Source organism: Gilliamella sp. wkB108 (assembly GCF_001690195.1).
Taxonomy (GTDB): Bacteria; Pseudomonadota; Gammaproteobacteria; order Enterobacterales; family Orbaceae; genus Gilliamella; species Gilliamella apicola_L.
Window position 1 is genome coordinate 63,093 of the sequence record NZ_LZGM01000049.1, and the last position, 16,623, is coordinate 79,715.

Consider the following 16,623-nt stretch of genomic DNA (forward strand, 5'->3'; position numbering starts at 1 on the left):
TGGTTATTTAACATGAAAATATCATTGGGAAATAAAACAAAATAATAAATAAAAATCTATTTTTTTTTGTGCAAATAAACAAAATAATGTTATATCCTTCACAAAATTTTATAAAACCCTATTAATTTTGTGATATAAACCACTTTTTTTTGGTCAAATTCATAAATTTACTCTTTTTAAAAGATAAATAATTATGAATATTCACAATGCTATTTGTTTTATTCAGATTTAATATATTAATCAATAAACTTATAGAAACATCATTAATAATATTAATAAAGAGATGTTAGTAGATAAGTGTAGAATAATAGAATCTAATGGGAGCCAAGCAATGGAGCATCATATTACCAAACCACTCTACATTAAAATAAAAGAGATCGATAATGTAGCTATTGTGGTTAATGACAACGGATTACCTAAAGGTACTGTTTTTTCTGACGGATTAGAATTAATTGAAAATGTACCCCAAGGACATAAAGTTGCTTTAAAAGATATCGATCAGGGTCAAGAAATCATCCGTTATGGTGAAGTCATTGGTTATGCCAAAGTAGATATTAAAAAAGGAGGTTGGATCAATGAGTCTGTGACCCAAATGCCCACCGCTCCCGAACTACATGAATTAGCTATAGCAACTAAAAAAGTCGCGCCACTTCCACCTTTAGAGGGTTATACCTTTGAAGGTTATCGAAACAAAGATGGTTCAGTTGGTACTCGTAATTTATTGGGTATTACAATGAGTGTTAACTGTGTATCGGGTGTCGTGGAATATGTAGCAAAGATTATAGAACGTGACTTGTTACCAAAATATCCAAATGTGGATGGTGTTGTTCCTCTTATGCATCTCTATGGTTGTGGTGTAGCAATAGATGCACCAGCTGCTATTGTTCCAATTCGCTCCATTCACAATTTAGCTAAAAATCCTAATTTTGGTGGCGAAATTATGGTTGTAAGTTTAGGTTGTGAAAAACTTCAACCGGAACGACTTTTAAAAGGCACACCTGACACAATTCCGATCAAAATTCAAGATGATGATCTGGTGACCTTACAAGATGAGCATGGCTTTAAAGCAATGGTTGATCACATTTTAACAATCGCTGAAAAGCATTTACAACGTTTGAACCAACGGAAACGTGAAACGGTACCTGCATCAGAATTAGTGGTAGGTATGCAATGTGGTGGTAGTGATGCCTTTTCAGGTGTTACTTCAAATCCGTCCGTTGGCTATGCATCTGATCTATTAGTTAGATGTGGTGCGACAGTTATGTTTTCCGAAGTCACCGAAGTGCGAGACGGCATTCATTTACTTACACCAAGAGCCGCTGATGAAGAAGTCGGTAAAGCGTTAATTCGTGAAATGCAATGGTACGATGAATACCTCGCAGCAGGAAAAGTTGATCGAAGTGCCAATACGACGCCGGGTAATAAAAAAGGTGGACTAAATAACATTGTCGAAAAAGCCATGGGATCGATTGCCAAATCAGGAACAAGTACCATTGTAGAAGTATTATCTCCCGGACAACGTCCCTCTAAAAGAGGTTTGATTTTTGCCGCTACCCCTGCAAGTGATTTTGTTTGTGGCGCTCAACAAGTTGCTTCAGGTATTACCTTACAAGTTTTTACAACAGGACGAGGAACCCCTTATGGGCTAGCAATGGTACCTGTTATTAAGATGTCTAGTCGCAATATTGTCGCTGAACAATGGTTCGATTTAATTGATATTAGTGCTGGGGATATTGCCCTTGGTAAAGCAACAATTGAAGACATAGGTTGGCGTCTATTTCATTTAATTTTAGATGTTGCAAGTGGTCGTAAAAAGCCTTGGTCAGATCATTGGAAATTATATAATCCATTAGCTATTTTCAATCCTGCACCAATAACTTGATTTAAAATAGGCAATATAACTGTTGAGTCATTATCTCGTTTTCTATTTATAACAATCTTCTTAGTAAATTAAGGGGATTGTTAAAATTAGATCAGTTTCTATCTAATTGTAAGCCAATATATAAAAGTAACCTATCATCAAATTTATCTAGATTTAATCCAGTTAATCCAGCTATTTTATTTAATCGATATTCTAAAGTATTGCGATGTATAAATAGCTCTTTAGCGGTATTACCGCTATGTACATTATTTTTAAACCATGTTTGTAATGTTTTTTGTAACACACCATTATTATCACCCATTCTTAACTTTTTTAAGGGTAATAATAACTCTTCGGCTTGCCAATCATAACTTAATCCATGCAAAAGCACAGGTAAAATTAATTGCTGATAATAGTAATTTCGAATATCAGGCATTCTTTGCTTACCAATTATCATAGTCGTATGGGCGGTTTGATAGGATTTAACCAACGGATAAGGATGTTGATCAAAGTAATTTCCTAACGAAATTCGAATATCTAATTGAGTGGTATTTTTTATGTCTATAACAAGTTGTTCCAACTTTTTCTTATGTTCCAATAAATCCCAACGTCCATAACGGTTAAGTGCTGGGATCAAAACAACCAATTCAGTAATAGATTTAATTGCCACTAAATTATGTTTACTTAATATTTGTACTTGTGTTTGCAAATTTTGTAGCTCACTCATAGCGGTATCTATACCCAATTGCCCGCTGTCTACTTCTATCATGCCAACCACTCTAGGTAAATTTAGGTCGATATCTAAACGTTTGACCCATTGCACCATACTGTCTGGCAAAATTTCTTTATCGATTAATGTCAAAATAAGTTCTTCTTTTAAACGATTATCATAAGAAAGCTCTTGTAATAATTGCGTTTGTTCCATCATCATTTCAGCAGACATGCAGACCAGTTCGCCAAATTGACGTATATCTGAAGGTTCACCGGTTAAGCCTATTACTCCAACAATATGATCATTCAATTTTAATGGCAGATTAATACCGGGTTTTACTCCTTGCAGACGTTTTACCATGGTACTGTCAATTGAGACTATTCGTTTTTGTGAGATTGCCAGCATCGCGCCTTCGTGAATTTCACCAATGCGTTCTAAATCACCACTACCAATAATACAACCATTAGCATCCATCACATTGATATTGCAGTCGATGATTTTCATTGTTCTTTCAACAATTTGTTGCGCAATTTTTGGAGTAAGACTATAAGGACTCATTACCATATTGATGATCTTATTTTGATTTTGCATAAAGACAATTTTTTGTTAGCATAGCATATTTTATTTTATTTTGAATAATAGATAACAATATCATGATAGTCTTTGATTCCATCCAAGTACGTCGAGGTGCTAATTTACTTTTAGATAATGCATCTGCAACCATAAATCCCAAACAAAAAGTAGGATTAGTTGGTAAAAATGGTTGTGGTAAATCCACTCTTTTTTCGCTCATAAAAAGAGAAATACAAGCAGATGCAGGAACGTTAAGTATTCCTTCTCAGTGGCAACTTGCTTGGGTAAATCAAGAAACCCCTGCACTAGATACCCCTGCCATTGAATATGCTATTGACGGTGATCGTGAGTATCGACAATTAGAACAGCAATTAGACATAGCTAATCAACAAAATAATGGACAGCAAATTGCGTTAGTACATGAAAAACTTGATAACATTGATGCATGGACGATTCGTTCACGAGCTGCCACCCTTTTGCATGGGTTAGGGTTTTCTAATGAGCAATTGCTTCTACCTGTTAAATCTTATTCAGGTGGTTGGCGTATGCGATTGAATCTAGCACAGGCATTAATGTGCCGTTCTGATTTATTACTCCTTGATGAACCAACCAATCACCTTGATTTAGATGCCGTAATTTGGCTTGAAAAGTGGTTGACTAATTATCAAGGAACATTAATTTTAATTTCACACGATAGAGATTTTTTAGATCCGTTAGTTAATAAAATTATTCATATTGAACAAAAAAGCTTGTTTGAATATACCGGCAACTACTCTTCGTTTGAAATTCAGCGTTCTACAAAATTGGCACAACAACAGTCTCTTTATGAAAGCCAACAGCTTAAAGTTGCTCACCTGCAAAGTTATATTGATCGTTTTAGAGCTAAAGCAACCAAAGCTAAACAAGCACAAAGTAGAATTAAGATGTTGGAAAAAATGGAACTTATCGCTCCAGCTCATGTAGATAACCCATTTCATTTTAGTTTTCGACCATCTGAATTCCTGCCTAGCCCACTATTAATGATGGAAAAAGTCGTTGCCGGTTATGCTGATAAAATTGTATTAGAAAAAATTAAACTTAATTTAGTTCCAGGTTCAAGAATAGGTTTATTAGGTCGCAATGGTGCGGGTAAGTCCACTTTGATTAAACTCTTAGCTGGTGAACTCTTACCTAAAGAAGGACATATTAATTTAGCTAAAGGGGTACAATTAGGTTACTTTGCTCAACATCAATTAGAATATCTACGTGCCGATGAATCACCACTTTGGCATTTGACACAACTTGCCGATCCTAACATTACCGAACAAGAATTACGTAATTATTTAGGTGGTTTTGATTTCCATGGTGATAAAGTTAATGAGCCTGTGAATACATTTTCTGGCGGTGAAAAAGCGCGTTTAGTTTTAGCGCTAATCGTCTGGCAAAAACCTAATCTACTTTTATTAGACGAACCTACCAACCATTTGGATTTAGATATGCGTCAAGCATTGACCGAAGCGCTAATTGATTTTGAAGGGGCGTTAGTTGTTGTTTCACATGATCGCCATTTATTGCGTTCTACAACTGATGAGTTTTATCTGGTACATGATCATAAAGTAGAGCCATTTGCAGGAGACCTTGATGATTACCAAAAATGGCTTGCCGAAGAACAGAAAATTGAAAACCAATCTTCTGGGGATAATAACATTAGCAAAAATGAAACTGTCCAAAATATTTCAGCTCAAGATCGCAAAGAACAAAAACGTAAAGAAGCCGAATTACGCGCACAAATGCAACCCATTAAAAAGCAATTATTAAAAGAGGAACAAACAATAGAGCGTTTAACCGGGCAATTACAACTTATCGAACAACAATTAGCAGATCCTACCATGTATGAAATGGATAAAAAAACGGAATTAACTGCATTATTACTTAACCAGAGTCAATTAAAAAATGAGTTAGAAGAGTCTGAATTTAAATGGTTAGAGCTGCAACAACAATTAGAAGATTTCAATACCATTTAAAATGAGTTAGTAAGTCATAATCTTTCAAAGATTTTAATCAATTTAATATCAAGGTGACTTAACTAATAAGTATGAAACTGTTAATGGAATAATGTTATTTTCTTACTAAAAACAAATTGATTATTACTCTCTATTATCAAAATAAAAAATCACAGATCGCACTCTGTGATTTTCTTCTAAATTTGCCATGACCAACAAATATCTCAAATATTTAAAAAGTTAGAAGTAAATATACGCTGTTTAATGAGTTGTGGTGTATTGTTTTTAATTGTCGGTATTTTCATTAAAATTGATATTATCTTAAACTCAGTCGATTGAGGGGGCCGACAATAAATACATAAGAAATGACACCAATAATGCCCATTGAACCTACATATAAAATAGCCATATCAAAAGAGCCTGTAGCCGATAGAATAAAACCAATTACCAGTGGTGTGACAATACTTGCGCAATTACCACACATATTAAATACTCCACCTGCCATACCAAGAACTTCTTTCGGCGAGGTATCACTTAATACACACCAACCTAAATTACCAAAACCTTTGGCAAAAAAGGCAACACTCATCGCGGTAATAACTACCACATCAGAATCAGTATAATTAGCCATAATAATAGTACTTGAAAGTAACATTCCACAGATAATTGGTAGCTTTCTTGCAATCGTTAAATTATAGCCTTTTCTAATTAATAAATCAGAAAATGCGCCACCAGTTATTCCACCAATAAAACCCACAATGGCGGGAATTGCAGCCACAAAACCAACTTTTATAATTGACATGCCTTTAGCTTGATAAAGATAAGTTGGGAACCATGTTAAAAAAAACCAAGTAATTGATGTTAAACAAAACTGTCCGATGTAAACACCAATCATCATTCTATTAACACATACTTGTTTTAACTGTAATAATGAAATTTTGGTTTTTTTACTTTCTGAACCTAATTCAGGAATACCTCCCCCTTCTTTGATATAATCAATTTCAGCTTGATTACATTTTTTATGATGCATAGGATCTCTAATGTACCATAGCCAAACTAGACCTAAGAACACTCCTATGCCACCAATATAATAAAATACATAATGCCAACTCCATGTATGAAGTATAATTGTCATTAATGGTGTCACTACACCCAGAGAGATATATTGAGCTGCTTGATAGACAGAAGTAGCAAATCCTCTTTCTTTATTTGGGAACCACTGGACTGATAAACGACTGTTAGCAGGAAAGGCCGGAGCCTCAACTGCACCCATCAGAAATCTTAATACCAGTAATGTAATAAAGGGAAAGGCAAATAGATAGATTGTTCCTTGAAATACAGTGATAATTGACCACACAATCAGTGCAACACCATATACAATTCTAGAACCAAATTTATCCAGTATATAACCTCCCGGAATTTGCATTATTACATAAGCCCAGCCAAACGCAGAAAAAGCTAATCCCATCATAGCAGGATCAAACCCAAGCTCTTTACTCATAAATGGGGCTGCGACTGAAAGAGTAGCTCTGTCAGCATAATTGAACACTGTTGCTACAAATAAGAATATCAAAATAATATATCTAACATTAGTCTTTGTCTGTTTCATGTTTTCTCCTCCGGAGAATAGAATATTAACCATTCAATATTGGTAATTAATGTTGAAATGGTAATATTCTTTACCATAAGATTTTTTATCCTAAAGACCTAAAACCTTATTAAAACTAAATAAAAAACCAATAAACCAGAGTGTTATGGTTTTTTCCCAAACTCACACTTATCTACTGTCCATGCAAGTGCCTGTTCACTTAGGGTGAAACCGAGACCTAATCTATCAGAGACCCACATACGACCATCCTTTAATTCAAGTTGTTCATTAAATAACGGATTTAACCACTCAAAATGCTCTAACCATGGTTCTTGTGGGTAAGTTGCAGCTAAATGCAAATGAATTTCCATTGCAAAATGAGGTGCTAATTTTCTTCCATGTTTATGAGCTAGAGCCATAATTTGTAAGAATGGTGTAATACCACCAACACGAGGAGCATCGGGTTGAACAAAATCACTGGCATTACCTAAAATAAGTTGTTCATGTTCTCGATAACTTGTTAACATTTCACCGGTGGCTATAGGAGTGTCTAGTGAGGCTGTTAATGCGGCATGACCTTCAATATCATAGGCATCTAATGGTTCTTCAATCCAGACAAGATTAAATTCTTCCATTTTACGTCCCATACGTATTGCTGTTTCTCTGTCCCATTGTTGATTGGCATCAACCATTAACGGAAAATCGTCACCGAGTTCTTTGCGTACGGCGGTTAATCTTCGAATATCTTCTGCGGTATTGGGTTGACCTACTTTTATTTTTATACCGCCAATACCACTCTCTCGTGAGATCGCAACGTTTTTTATAACTTGATCTAAAGGAGTATGTAGAAAACCACCAGAAGTGTTATAACATTGTACCGAATCACGGTGAGCGCCAAGTAATTTAGCTAAAGGTAACTTCGCTCTTTTAGCTTTCATGTCCCATAATGCAACATCAAAAGGAGATATGGCTTGCACAGTCATACCACTACGGCCTACTGATGCTCCAGCCCAAAGTAATTTGGTATAAATTTTATCAATATCATTCGGATCTTCACCCAGTAGGTTATCAGCTAACTCTTTGGCATGAGCATATATACCCGGTCCTCCTGCGCGCTTAGAGTAACTAAAACCTATACCTTCATATCCATCTCGACTTCTAATTTCAGCAAAAATTATTGCTACCTCAGTTAATGGTTTTTGCCGTCCAGTTAGGACTTTAGCATCGCTTACCGGCGTAGCTAGTGGTAAAAAAGCTAAAGAAACTTTAACCCATTCAATACGGTCTGCCGTATCCGCAGCGGTTTTAGAATTAATGACTTTCGCGTATGAAACCGCATCAGAATTAGATTTTATTGACATACAAACTCCTTCTTTAATGATATAAAAATTATTGAGATTAATTTTACAAAATGATAACGCAATCATTTCATAAAATAATCATAACAAAAAGATAATTCATCAATTATTAAGATCTAGATCACAAAATTTAAAACTAACAATTAGTATCAAAATGATAACGCTGTCATTTTTTTTAATGTAAAGGAGTAACTCATAAAATGGATAAGATGTGATAAAATGAAGAGAATTTATCATGATTTACTTTTTTTGAAAGGTATCAAGAGTAATGTCTAAAAATAATAATTCGAATATTCTAAATGTGAAAATAAAAGCACCAACTCTTGAAGACGTTGCTCGCGTCTCTGGGTTATCACCTATTACCGTTTCAAGAGCTTTAAATAATCCACAAAAAGTGAAAAAACAAACTATAGAGAAAGTGAAAAATGCCGTAGAGTTAACTGGGTATATACCTAATATGTTAGCTGGTGGGTTAGTTTCAAAACGTAGTAAGTTAATTGCTGCTGCTGTGCCTCAAATAAATAACACTATGTTTGCTGATACAATGCAAGCAATCAGCGATCAGTTATCTCAACGTGGTTATCATATGTTACTGTGTCTAACCAGTTATTCAAAAAAAATGGAAGAGGAATTTGTTTCAGCTGTTCTTAGTCGGCGGCCTGATGGTATTGTTTTAACCGGTATTAATCACTCTCCTAGTTTAAAAAAGAAGCTATTAATCGCCAATATTCCAATTATTGAAACATGGGATTTTACGCCAACGCCTTTAGATATGTTGGTTGGGTTTTCGCATGAAAAAATCGGTGAGCATATAGGTGATTTTTTGTTAAACAAGGGTTATAAACAATTTGCAATGATTTGGGGAGATGATGAGCGAGCGGCATTAAGATTAAGAGGGATTATGCATAGTTTATCTAAAAGAAATATTAATGATATTTCTACTCATTTGATCCCAATGCCAGCAACTTATGAATCAGGTAGAAAAGGATTACAATACTTATTAAGTTTAAATAAAAAATTTGATGCTATTATTTGTAGTTCTGATGTATTGGCACAAGGTGCGATTTCAGAAGCAACTAAACGTAAAATTATTATTCCTCAAGAACTTGCTATCATGGGTTTTGGTGATCTAAATTTTGCCAAGCAAAATTCCCCTGCTATTTCAACGGTGTTTATCGATAAAGTATATATCGGTAAGCTCGCAGCCGATATGTTAGTGGACAGTATCGAGGGGAAAACCATAGCAAATAAAATAATCGATGTCGGGTTTAAAATTATCGAGAGAGAAACAACTTAGTTTCTATAAATAAGTTAAGTTATAAAGAATGGGGCTGTTTTGTATGTTTTTGGCTGTTTATAAGTTTATCTGTTAGTATTTTAATAAGCACATATATGCAAGTAAGTTAATTCTAATTATTAATAAAGCTGATTTCAGTTATTACATGTTTAGCAACAATCATTTAAGTATCCTAATAAGATTATTTTATTAAAGCTATTCACAATATTTAGAGTTATCAGATAACAGCTATTTCGCTAAAATGACTGAAAAAATGTCAAAAAAATCACAGAAATAATTCTGTGATTTTTTAACAATTTAGCTCTTTTCTACCTGGCTGAAATCTAATTCAACTGGTGTTGAACGACCAAAAATAGATACAGAAACTTTTAAACGACTCTTTTCGTAATCAACTTCTTCTACGACACCATTAAAGTCAGCAAATGGACCTTCATTGACTCGTACAAGTTCACCTGGTTCAAATAATGTTTTCGGACGTGGTTTATCTCCAACTTGTTGTAAACGGTTCATTATTGCATCAACTTCGCGTTGGCTAATTGGTGCTGGTCTGTCAGAGGTTCCTCCAATAAATCCTAGTGTTCTTGGCACACTTTTAACTAAATGCCAAGTTGCGTCATTCATCATCATTTCAACTAAAACATAACCAGGGAAAAATTTGCGTTCGCTTTTACGACGCTGACCACTTTTCATTTCAACGACTTCTTCAGTTGGAACTAATACTTCACCAAATGAATCTTCCATATTATGTAATTTGATATATTCACGTAATGATTGTGCAACACGCGCTTCATAGCCTGAATAAGCTTGAATGACATACCATCTTTTTTGTTGCGTTTCACTCATATTAACGTCCTATTGAGGTTAAATAAAAGACTATTGAACGGAATACAGAGTCCATTCCCCAAAGCGCTAAACCAACAATTATAGTAATAGCAGCAACGAGTAAAGTTGTTTGTACCGTTTCTTTACGCGAAGGCCATACAACTTTTCTTAGTTCTTTTCTTGACTCTTGTAAAAAAACATAAAATGTTTTCCCTTTTTTGGTTGTAAACGCAATCAATATCGTCAAAAGTGAAACTATAACAACCGCAATAATCCGGACGATTGTGTTAGGTTGATATATATCATTAGGTCCAGCAAAATAAAAATTCCCCCAGACAATAAACGCAATTAATACTAGAACCAAACCCCATTTGAATTTGTCTAGAATCGTGTTTGTATCTTGACTCTCGTTACTTACTAGCATATAAAACCTATGATTATGTTAATTACAATAATATCTATTTTCCAAAATGCTCTTTCGTTAAAAACATTTTGCTAAACAGACCAATAAGAAAGGGCATCGAACGATACCCTTTCTCTGAGTAGCAACTATTTTAAATTATTTAATAACCTTAGCAACCACACCAGCACCAACAGTACGACCACCTTCACGAATCGCGAAACGTAAGCCGTCTGCCATTGCGATTGGGTGAATTAATGATACTGTCATTTTGATGTTATCACCTGGCATTACCATTTCTACGCCTTCTGGTAACGCGATTGTGCCTGTTACGTCTGTTGTACGGAAGTAGAACTGTGGACGGTAACCTTTGAAGAATGGAGTATGACGACCACCTTCATCTTTGCTTAAGATATATACTTCTGATTCAAAATCTGTATGTGGTGTGATTGAACCTGGTTTTGCTAATACTTGACCACGTTCGATTTCTTCACGTTTTGTACCACGTAGTAATACACCTACGTTTTCACCAGCACGACCTTCGTCTAGTAATTTACGGAACATTTCTACACCAGTACAAGTTGTTTTTGTAGTTGGTTTAATACCTACAATTTCTACTTCTTCACCAACTTTGATTACACCACTTTCTACACGTCCTGTTACCACTGTACCACGACCTGAAATTGAGAATACATCTTCAATTGGAAGTAGGAATGGTTTATCAATGTCACGTTTTGGCTCTGGAATGTAGCTGTCTAATGCTTCTGCTAATTCTACAATTTTATCTTCCCATGCTGCTTCGCCTTCTAACGCTTTTAACGCTGAACCACGAATTACTGGTGTATCATCACCTGGGAAATCGTATTGAGATAGAAGTTCACGTACTTCCATTTCAACTAATTCTAATAACTCTTCGTCATCAACCATATCACATTTGTTTAAAAATACGATAATGTAAGGAACACCTACTTGACGACCTAATAGAATATGCTCACGTGTTTGTGGCATAGGACCATCTGTTGCTGCTACTACTAAAATAGCGCCGTCCATTTGTGCTGCACCAGTGATCATGTTTTTAACATAGTCAGCATGGCCTGGGCAGTCTACGTGTGCGTAGTGACGAGTTGGTGTGTCATATTCTACGTGTGAAGTATTAATGGTGATACCACGAGCTTTTTCTTCTGGTGCATTATCGATTTGGTCGAATGCACGAGCTTGACCGCCATATTTTTTAGCAAGTACAGAAGTAATTGCTGCGGTTAAAGTTGTTTTACCGTGGTCAACGTGGCCGATTGTACCAACGTTAACGTGGGGTTTTGTACGTTCAAATTTTTCTTTAGACATTTATCGTCCCTCAAATGTAATACAAATCGGTGGTGAATCACCACATTAACCAAGTATTATATTCTTAATGTCAATATAATACTAACTTAAAATTAGCTTTGAATGATAACAGATAAAGCTATCTAGTGACAAGCTTTATAGCAGTTAAATTCGATATTTTTAGAAGTTTAGGAGAGTAACAAGAATGGTGCTGATAGGCAGATTTGAACTGCCGACCTCACCCTTACCAAGGGTGCGCTCTACCAACTGAGCTATATCAGCAATTGGAGCGGGCAGCGGGAATCGAACCCGCATCATCAGCTTGGAAGGCTGAGGTAATAGCCATTATACGATGCCCGCATGTTCAAACTCGGCTACCTAAATGCTTCAATTAGCTATTGCTAATATTAGATATATGGTGGTGGGGGAAGGATTCGAACCTTCGAAGTGTGACACGGCAGATTTACAGTCTGCTCCCTTTGGCCGCTCGGGAACCCCACCCCGAATCTTTATAATTTTGTTTACTTAGGAAATGGTGCCGGCTGCCGGAATCGAACTGGCGACCTACTGATTACAAGTCAGTTGCTCTACCTACTGAGCTAAGCCGGCCTAAGTGGTGCGCATTATGGACTAGAATGTTTAACCTTGCAAGCAAAAAAAACAAATTTTATTTTGTTTGCTTAAAAAAAAATCAAAACTATAAAAAAACCCCGAAATAGGTAGCTATTTCGGGGTTTTGTTTGGTATATAACTAAGTAAATAAATTACCTTATATTATTTCTTTTTAGCTGTTTTTGATTTGCTGTTGGCAGCACCTTTAGCCGCTGTATGCACAGCAACATCTTCGCTAATATCCCCTTTATCTTCATAAACGCGTCCATAGTATGAATCTAAATAGATTTGTTTTAATTCAGCAATAAGTGGATAACGTGGGTTTGCACCTGTACATTGGTCATCAAATGCATCAACAGATAATTGATCAACCGCTGCTAAGAATTCTTTTTCAGGAACCCCATATTCTTTAATTGATGAAGGAATATTTAGGTCTTTCTTAAGTGCTTCTAACCAATTAATAAGTTTTTCAACTTTTTTCTCATCTTTGTCTGATGCTGCAGTTAATCCTAAGTGATCGGCAACTTCAGCATAACGTTGGATCGCTTTAGGATAACCATATTGGCTAAATGTACCTTGTTTAGTTGGTTTATTTGTTGCATTAAAACGTACTACGTTACACATTAACATGGCATTAGCAAGACCATGAGGCACATGGAATGCCGCACCTAATTTATGCGCTAATGAGTGACAAACACCTAAGAATGCTTGAGCAAATGCAACACCAGCTAAAGTTGCAGCACTATGCACTTTTTCACGAGCGACTGGATTTTTAGCACCTTCTTTATAACTTGCAGGTAAATACGCTTTTAACATACTTAATGCTTGTAATGCTTGACCATCAGAAAATTCATTCGCCATAATTGAAACATAAGCTTCTAATGAGTGAACCACTGCGTCATAACCACCAAATGCACAAAGTGATTTTGGCATATTCATCACTAAATCAGCATCAACGATCGCCATGTTAGGTGTAATTGCATAATCTGCTAATGGATATTTTTGTCCGGTTGCATCATCAGTAACCACAGCAAATGGTGTTACTTCAGAACCGGTACCAGATGTTGTTGTAACGCAGATAAGTTTGGCTTTTTCACCCATATGCGGGAAATGACATGTACGTTTACGAATATCCATAAAACGTAATGCTAATTCATCAAATTTAGTTTCCGGATGTTCATATAAAACCCACATGATTTTTGCCGCATCCATTGGTGAACCACCACCGACTGCGATAATAGTATCAGGTCTGAATGCAATCATTGCTTCGGTACCTTTACGAACAATACTTAAAGTAGGATCGGCTGCTACATCAAAGAAGGTTTCACAAAGAGCCCCTCTAGCTTCAAGTTGATCAGTGATTTGTTTAGTATAACCATTGTCAAATAAGAATTTATCTGTTACAACAAATACACGTTTTGCACCTTGATCAACAACTTCATTAAGTGCTACAGGTAATGAACCACGACGGAAATAGATAGAACTTGGTAATTTATGCCATAACATGTTTTCTGCTCTCTTAGCAATTGTTTTCTTGTTGATTAAGTGTTTCGGACCGACATTTTCAGATACCGAGTTACCGCCCCAAGAACCACATCCTAGTGTTAAAGATGGTGCTAAATCAAAGTTATACAAATCACCAATACCACCGTGAGCAGCTGGTTGATTAATTAAAATACGACAAGTTTTCATTTTACTGCCGAAGTAATCAATACGATCACGGTTACTATCTTGATCAGTGTAAAGTACAGATGTATGCCCCATACCACCCATTTCCACTAATTTTTCAGCTTTCTCAACAGCTTCAGCAAAATCTTTTGCTTTAAACATTGCCAAAGTAGGTGAAAGTTTTTCATGCGCAAATGGTTCAGATAAATCAACTTTAGTTACTTCACCAACAAGTACTTTTGCTGATGGTGGTACTTTAATACCAGCCATTTCAGCAATTTTAGCTGCAGGTTGACCTACAATATTGGCATTTAAAGCACCTTTATCGTTTAAAATAATACCTTGTACCGCTTTGGTTTCTTTAGCATCAAGTACATAAGCCCCGTATTCACCAAGCAATTGGCGCACTTCATTGTACACAGACTCAACCACAACAATTGCTTGTTCTGACGCACAAATCATACCGTTATCAAAGGTTTTAGACATAAGTACTGAAGCAACAGCACGTTTTAAATCAGCGCTTTCATCAATAATAACTGGCGTATTACCTGCTCCAACACCCAATGCAGGTTTACCTGAACTGTACGCGGCTTTAACCATACCCGGACCACCTGTTGCCAAAATAGCAGCGATATCAGGGTGATGCATTAAGCTATTGGATAATTCAATTGTTGGTTCATCAACCCAGCCTATAATATCTTTTGGTGCGCCAGCTTTTACGGCTGCGTCAAGTACTATACGAGCGGCTTCAATAGTTGATTTTTTAGCACGCGGATGAGGCGAAAAAACAATCGCATTACGCGTTTTTAAACTAATCAATGATTTGAAAATAGCAGTTGATGTTGGGTTAGTTGTAGGAACAATACCACAAATGATACCTAAAGGTTCAGCTAAAGTAATTGTGCCATATTGTTCATTTTCAGCCACTACGCCACAAGTTTTATCATGACGATATTTATTTAAGATGTACTCAGCTGCAAAAAGATTTTTTATAACCTTATCCTCAACAATTCCCATTCCTGACTCTGCAACCGCTTGCTGTGCAAGAGGGATTCGAGCTGCGGCTGCGGCTGTTGCAGCCGCTACGAAGATTTTGTCTACCTGTTCTTGTGTATAAGTTGAATAAGTTTCCTGAGCTTTTTTTACTCGTACCATTAACTCATTTAACTCATTCATATTAGTTACTGCCATAGATTTCTCCTTGAAATTAAAAAATAAATCTGGATCGTTTGGCGTTTTTGAATTTTTCTAATACTTATGTGTAACATCAAAACGAAATTGACGATATCCTAAATCAGTTTTTTACTTTATACAATAAGATATGAACAAAAAATAATGTTATTGGTGAAAACAAATGTTTTATTTTTCAGAAGTAGAAAAAAAATCTTGATCATTGCTTTTTAAATAAAAAAAATAGTATTCAATATAAAAAAAGCCATAATTGAACATGGCTTTTAATAAAATAGTGAAATATTTAACTGCTAAAATAGAAGAAACCGATTATGTGTGACATAATTTTGCTAACACATAACTAACAGCGACAAAACCAAATGTTGCGGTGACTGTGGTAATCGCACCGAATCCAGATTCACAATCCATTTTTTTGGGACCGTCTGCAGAACTTTTCGAATAACAGATCTGACCATTCTTAGCTGGGTAAGTCAGCTGTTCACTTGAATATACACATGGTATAGAGTATTTACCTTTACTGTCTTTATTAAGCTTAAAATCATTTTTTAACCTTTCACGTAATTTAGCCGCTAAAGGATCTTGAATGGTTTTCGCTAAATCAGAAATTTGAATTTTTGTCGGATCTTTTTTTCCTCCCGCACCGCCAATTGTAATCACTTTTAACTTTTGTCGCTTACAATAAGCTAATACGGCCGCTTTATCACGAACACTGTCAATTGCATCAATAATGTAGTGATAACGGGGCATTAGTTTTGAGCCTAAATAATCACTGACATTGGTGGCATTGATAAAATCATCAATTTGAGTCACAACACAATCTGGATTAATTTGTAAAATTCGTTCAGCCATAACAGCTGTTTTCGCTTTACCGATATTGGATTTTAAAGCATGAATCTGGCGATTAGTATTAGTAACACATACATCATCCATATCCAGCAATGTAATATGACCAATGCCACTACGTGCAAGAGATTCAGCAATCCACGATCCTACACCACCAATACCAATCACACAGATATGGGCTTGTGAAAAACTTTGGAGTGCTGATTCACCATAAAGTCTTGCTATACCACTAAAACGTTGAAAATAAGATTCTGAATTCATAAGTGATTATTGATAGTATTTATACTTAAACACCATCTTCTCCTGAAACTTTTTTACAAAAAATAATTGCGTGTAATTATGTCTAATTTTATTTTACTTGACTAGAACACAATTGAATATGTAGACAATCAA

11 protein-coding genes and 4 tRNA genes are annotated in these 16,623 nt (G+C 35.6%); 3 read left to right on the top strand and 12 right to left on the bottom strand.

Annotated features, from left to right (window positions below):
• Positions 1 to 343: 343 nt before the first annotated feature.
• Positions 344 to 1,882 carry a galactarate dehydratase gene (gene garD, locus A9G11_RS04995; protein ID WP_176701236.1) on the top strand — a complete coding sequence of 513 codons (1,539 nt, stop codon included), beginning with the start codon at positions 344 to 346 and terminating at the stop codon, positions 1,880 to 1,882.
• A gap of 91 nt (positions 1,883 to 1,973) precedes the next feature.
• Here the strand turns inward: garD and A9G11_RS05000 are convergent, their stop codons facing one another.
• Positions 1,974 to 3,131: a sugar diacid recognition domain-containing protein gene (locus A9G11_RS05000; protein ID WP_065618520.1), complete on the bottom strand. Its 1,158-nt coding sequence runs from the start codon at positions 3,129 to 3,131 to the stop codon at positions 1,974 to 1,976.
• Positions 3,132 to 3,226: 95 nt separating this feature from the next.
• Between A9G11_RS05000 and A9G11_RS05005 the strand changes: the two genes are divergently transcribed.
• Positions 3,227 to 5,149 carry an ABC transporter ATP-binding protein gene (locus A9G11_RS05005; RefSeq protein WP_065618414.1) on the top strand — a complete coding sequence of 641 codons (1,923 nt, stop codon included), beginning with the start codon at positions 3,227 to 3,229 and terminating at the stop codon, positions 5,147 to 5,149.
• 295 nt (positions 5,150 to 5,444) lie between these two features.
• Here A9G11_RS05005 and A9G11_RS05010 read toward each other — a convergent pair whose 3' ends face one another.
• Both A9G11_RS05010 and A9G11_RS05015 read right to left on the bottom strand, forming a co-directional pair.
• Positions 5,445 to 6,737 carry an MFS transporter gene (locus A9G11_RS05010; RefSeq protein WP_065618415.1) on the bottom strand — a complete coding sequence of 431 codons (1,293 nt, stop codon included), beginning with the start codon at positions 6,735 to 6,737 and terminating at the stop codon, positions 5,445 to 5,447.
• A gap of 143 nt (positions 6,738 to 6,880) precedes the next feature.
• Complete coding sequence (locus tag A9G11_RS05015; RefSeq protein WP_065618416.1) at positions 6,881 to 8,077, bottom strand: L-talarate/galactarate dehydratase; 1,197 nt, start codon at positions 8,075 to 8,077, stop codon at positions 6,881 to 6,883.
• 265 nt (positions 8,078 to 8,342) lie between these two features.
• Here A9G11_RS05015 and A9G11_RS05020 point away from each other — a divergent pair, with 265 nt between their 5' ends.
• Entirely contained in the window at positions 8,343 to 9,371 is a 1,029-nt protein-coding gene (locus tag A9G11_RS05020) for a LacI family DNA-binding transcriptional regulator (RefSeq protein WP_065618417.1), read from the top strand.
• A gap of 297 nt (positions 9,372 to 9,668) precedes the next feature.
• On the opposite strand, the gene nusG is transcribed toward A9G11_RS05020, so the two are convergent.
• From nusG to tcdA, 9 genes are all read right to left on the bottom strand, one after another.
• Positions 9,669 to 10,214 carry a transcription termination/antitermination protein NusG gene (gene nusG, locus A9G11_RS05025; protein WP_065563741.1) on the bottom strand — a complete coding sequence of 182 codons (546 nt, stop codon included), beginning with the start codon at positions 10,212 to 10,214 and terminating at the stop codon, positions 9,669 to 9,671.
• 1 nt (position 10,215) lies between these two features.
• Positions 10,216 to 10,617, bottom strand: a complete 402-nt coding sequence (gene secE, locus A9G11_RS05030) for a preprotein translocase subunit SecE (protein ID WP_065618418.1) — start codon at positions 10,615 to 10,617, stop codon at positions 10,216 to 10,218.
• Between the two features lie 135 nt (positions 10,618 to 10,752).
• A complete protein-coding gene (gene tuf, locus A9G11_RS05035) occupies positions 10,753 to 11,937 on the bottom strand; it encodes an elongation factor Tu (RefSeq protein ID WP_065618419.1) in 1,185 nt (394 codons plus the stop codon).
• 185 nt (positions 11,938 to 12,122) lie between these two features.
• Positions 12,123 to 12,198, bottom strand: a tRNA-Thr gene (locus A9G11_RS05040).
• Positions 12,199 to 12,201: 3 nt separating this feature from the next.
• Positions 12,202 to 12,276: transfer RNA gene (locus A9G11_RS05045), tRNA-Gly, on the bottom strand.
• 56 nt (positions 12,277 to 12,332) lie between these two features.
• Positions 12,333 to 12,417 (bottom strand) — tRNA-Tyr (locus A9G11_RS05050).
• Positions 12,418 to 12,449: 32 nt separating this feature from the next.
• Positions 12,450 to 12,525, bottom strand: a tRNA-Thr gene (locus A9G11_RS05055).
• 165 nt (positions 12,526 to 12,690) lie between these two features.
• Positions 12,691 to 15,387 carry a bifunctional acetaldehyde-CoA/alcohol dehydrogenase gene (adhE, locus tag A9G11_RS05060; RefSeq protein WP_065618420.1) on the bottom strand — a complete coding sequence of 899 codons (2,697 nt, stop codon included), beginning with the start codon at positions 15,385 to 15,387 and terminating at the stop codon, positions 12,691 to 12,693.
• Between the two features lie 309 nt (positions 15,388 to 15,696).
• The gene (tcdA, locus tag A9G11_RS05065; protein WP_065618421.1) at positions 15,697 to 16,491 is read right to left on the bottom strand and encodes a tRNA cyclic N6-threonylcarbamoyladenosine(37) synthase TcdA; all 795 of its coding nucleotides are present in this window, start codon (positions 16,489 to 16,491) and stop codon (positions 15,697 to 15,699) included.
• Positions 16,492 to 16,623 lie beyond the last annotated feature (132 nt).

Excerpts from the sequence above, each read along its gene's own strand:
- A9G11_RS05000 (WP_065618520.1), bottom strand. The coding sequence starts at position 3,131 with ATGAGTCCTTATAGTCTTACTCCAAAAATTGCGCAACAAATTGTTGAA.
- A9G11_RS05005 (WP_065618414.1), top strand. The coding sequence starts at position 3,227 with ATGATAGTCTTTGATTCCATCCAAGTACGTCGAGGTGCTAATTTACTT.
- A9G11_RS05010 (WP_065618415.1), bottom strand. The coding sequence starts at position 6,737 with ATGAAACAGACAAAGACTAATGTTAGATATATTATTTTGATATTCTTA.
- A9G11_RS05015 (WP_065618416.1), bottom strand. The coding sequence starts at position 8,077 with ATGTCAATAAAATCTAATTCTGATGCGGTTTCATACGCGAAAGTCATT.
- A9G11_RS05020 (WP_065618417.1), top strand. The coding sequence starts at position 8,343 with ATGTCTAAAAATAATAATTCGAATATTCTAAATGTGAAAATAAAAGCA.
- nusG (WP_065563741.1), bottom strand. The coding sequence starts at position 10,214 with ATGAGTGAAACGCAACAAAAAAGATGGTATGTCATTCAAGCTTATTCA.
- secE (WP_065618418.1), bottom strand. The coding sequence starts at position 10,617 with ATGCTAGTAAGTAACGAGAGTCAAGATACAAACACGATTCTAGACAAA.
- tuf (WP_065618419.1), bottom strand. The coding sequence starts at position 11,937 with ATGTCTAAAGAAAAATTTGAACGTACAAAACCCCACGTTAACGTTGGT.
- adhE (WP_065618420.1), bottom strand. The coding sequence starts at position 15,387 with ATGGCAGTAACTAATATGAATGAGTTAAATGAGTTAATGGTACGAGTA.
- tcdA (WP_065618421.1), bottom strand. The coding sequence starts at position 16,491 with ATGAATTCAGAATCTTATTTTCAACGTTTTAGTGGTATAGCAAGACTT.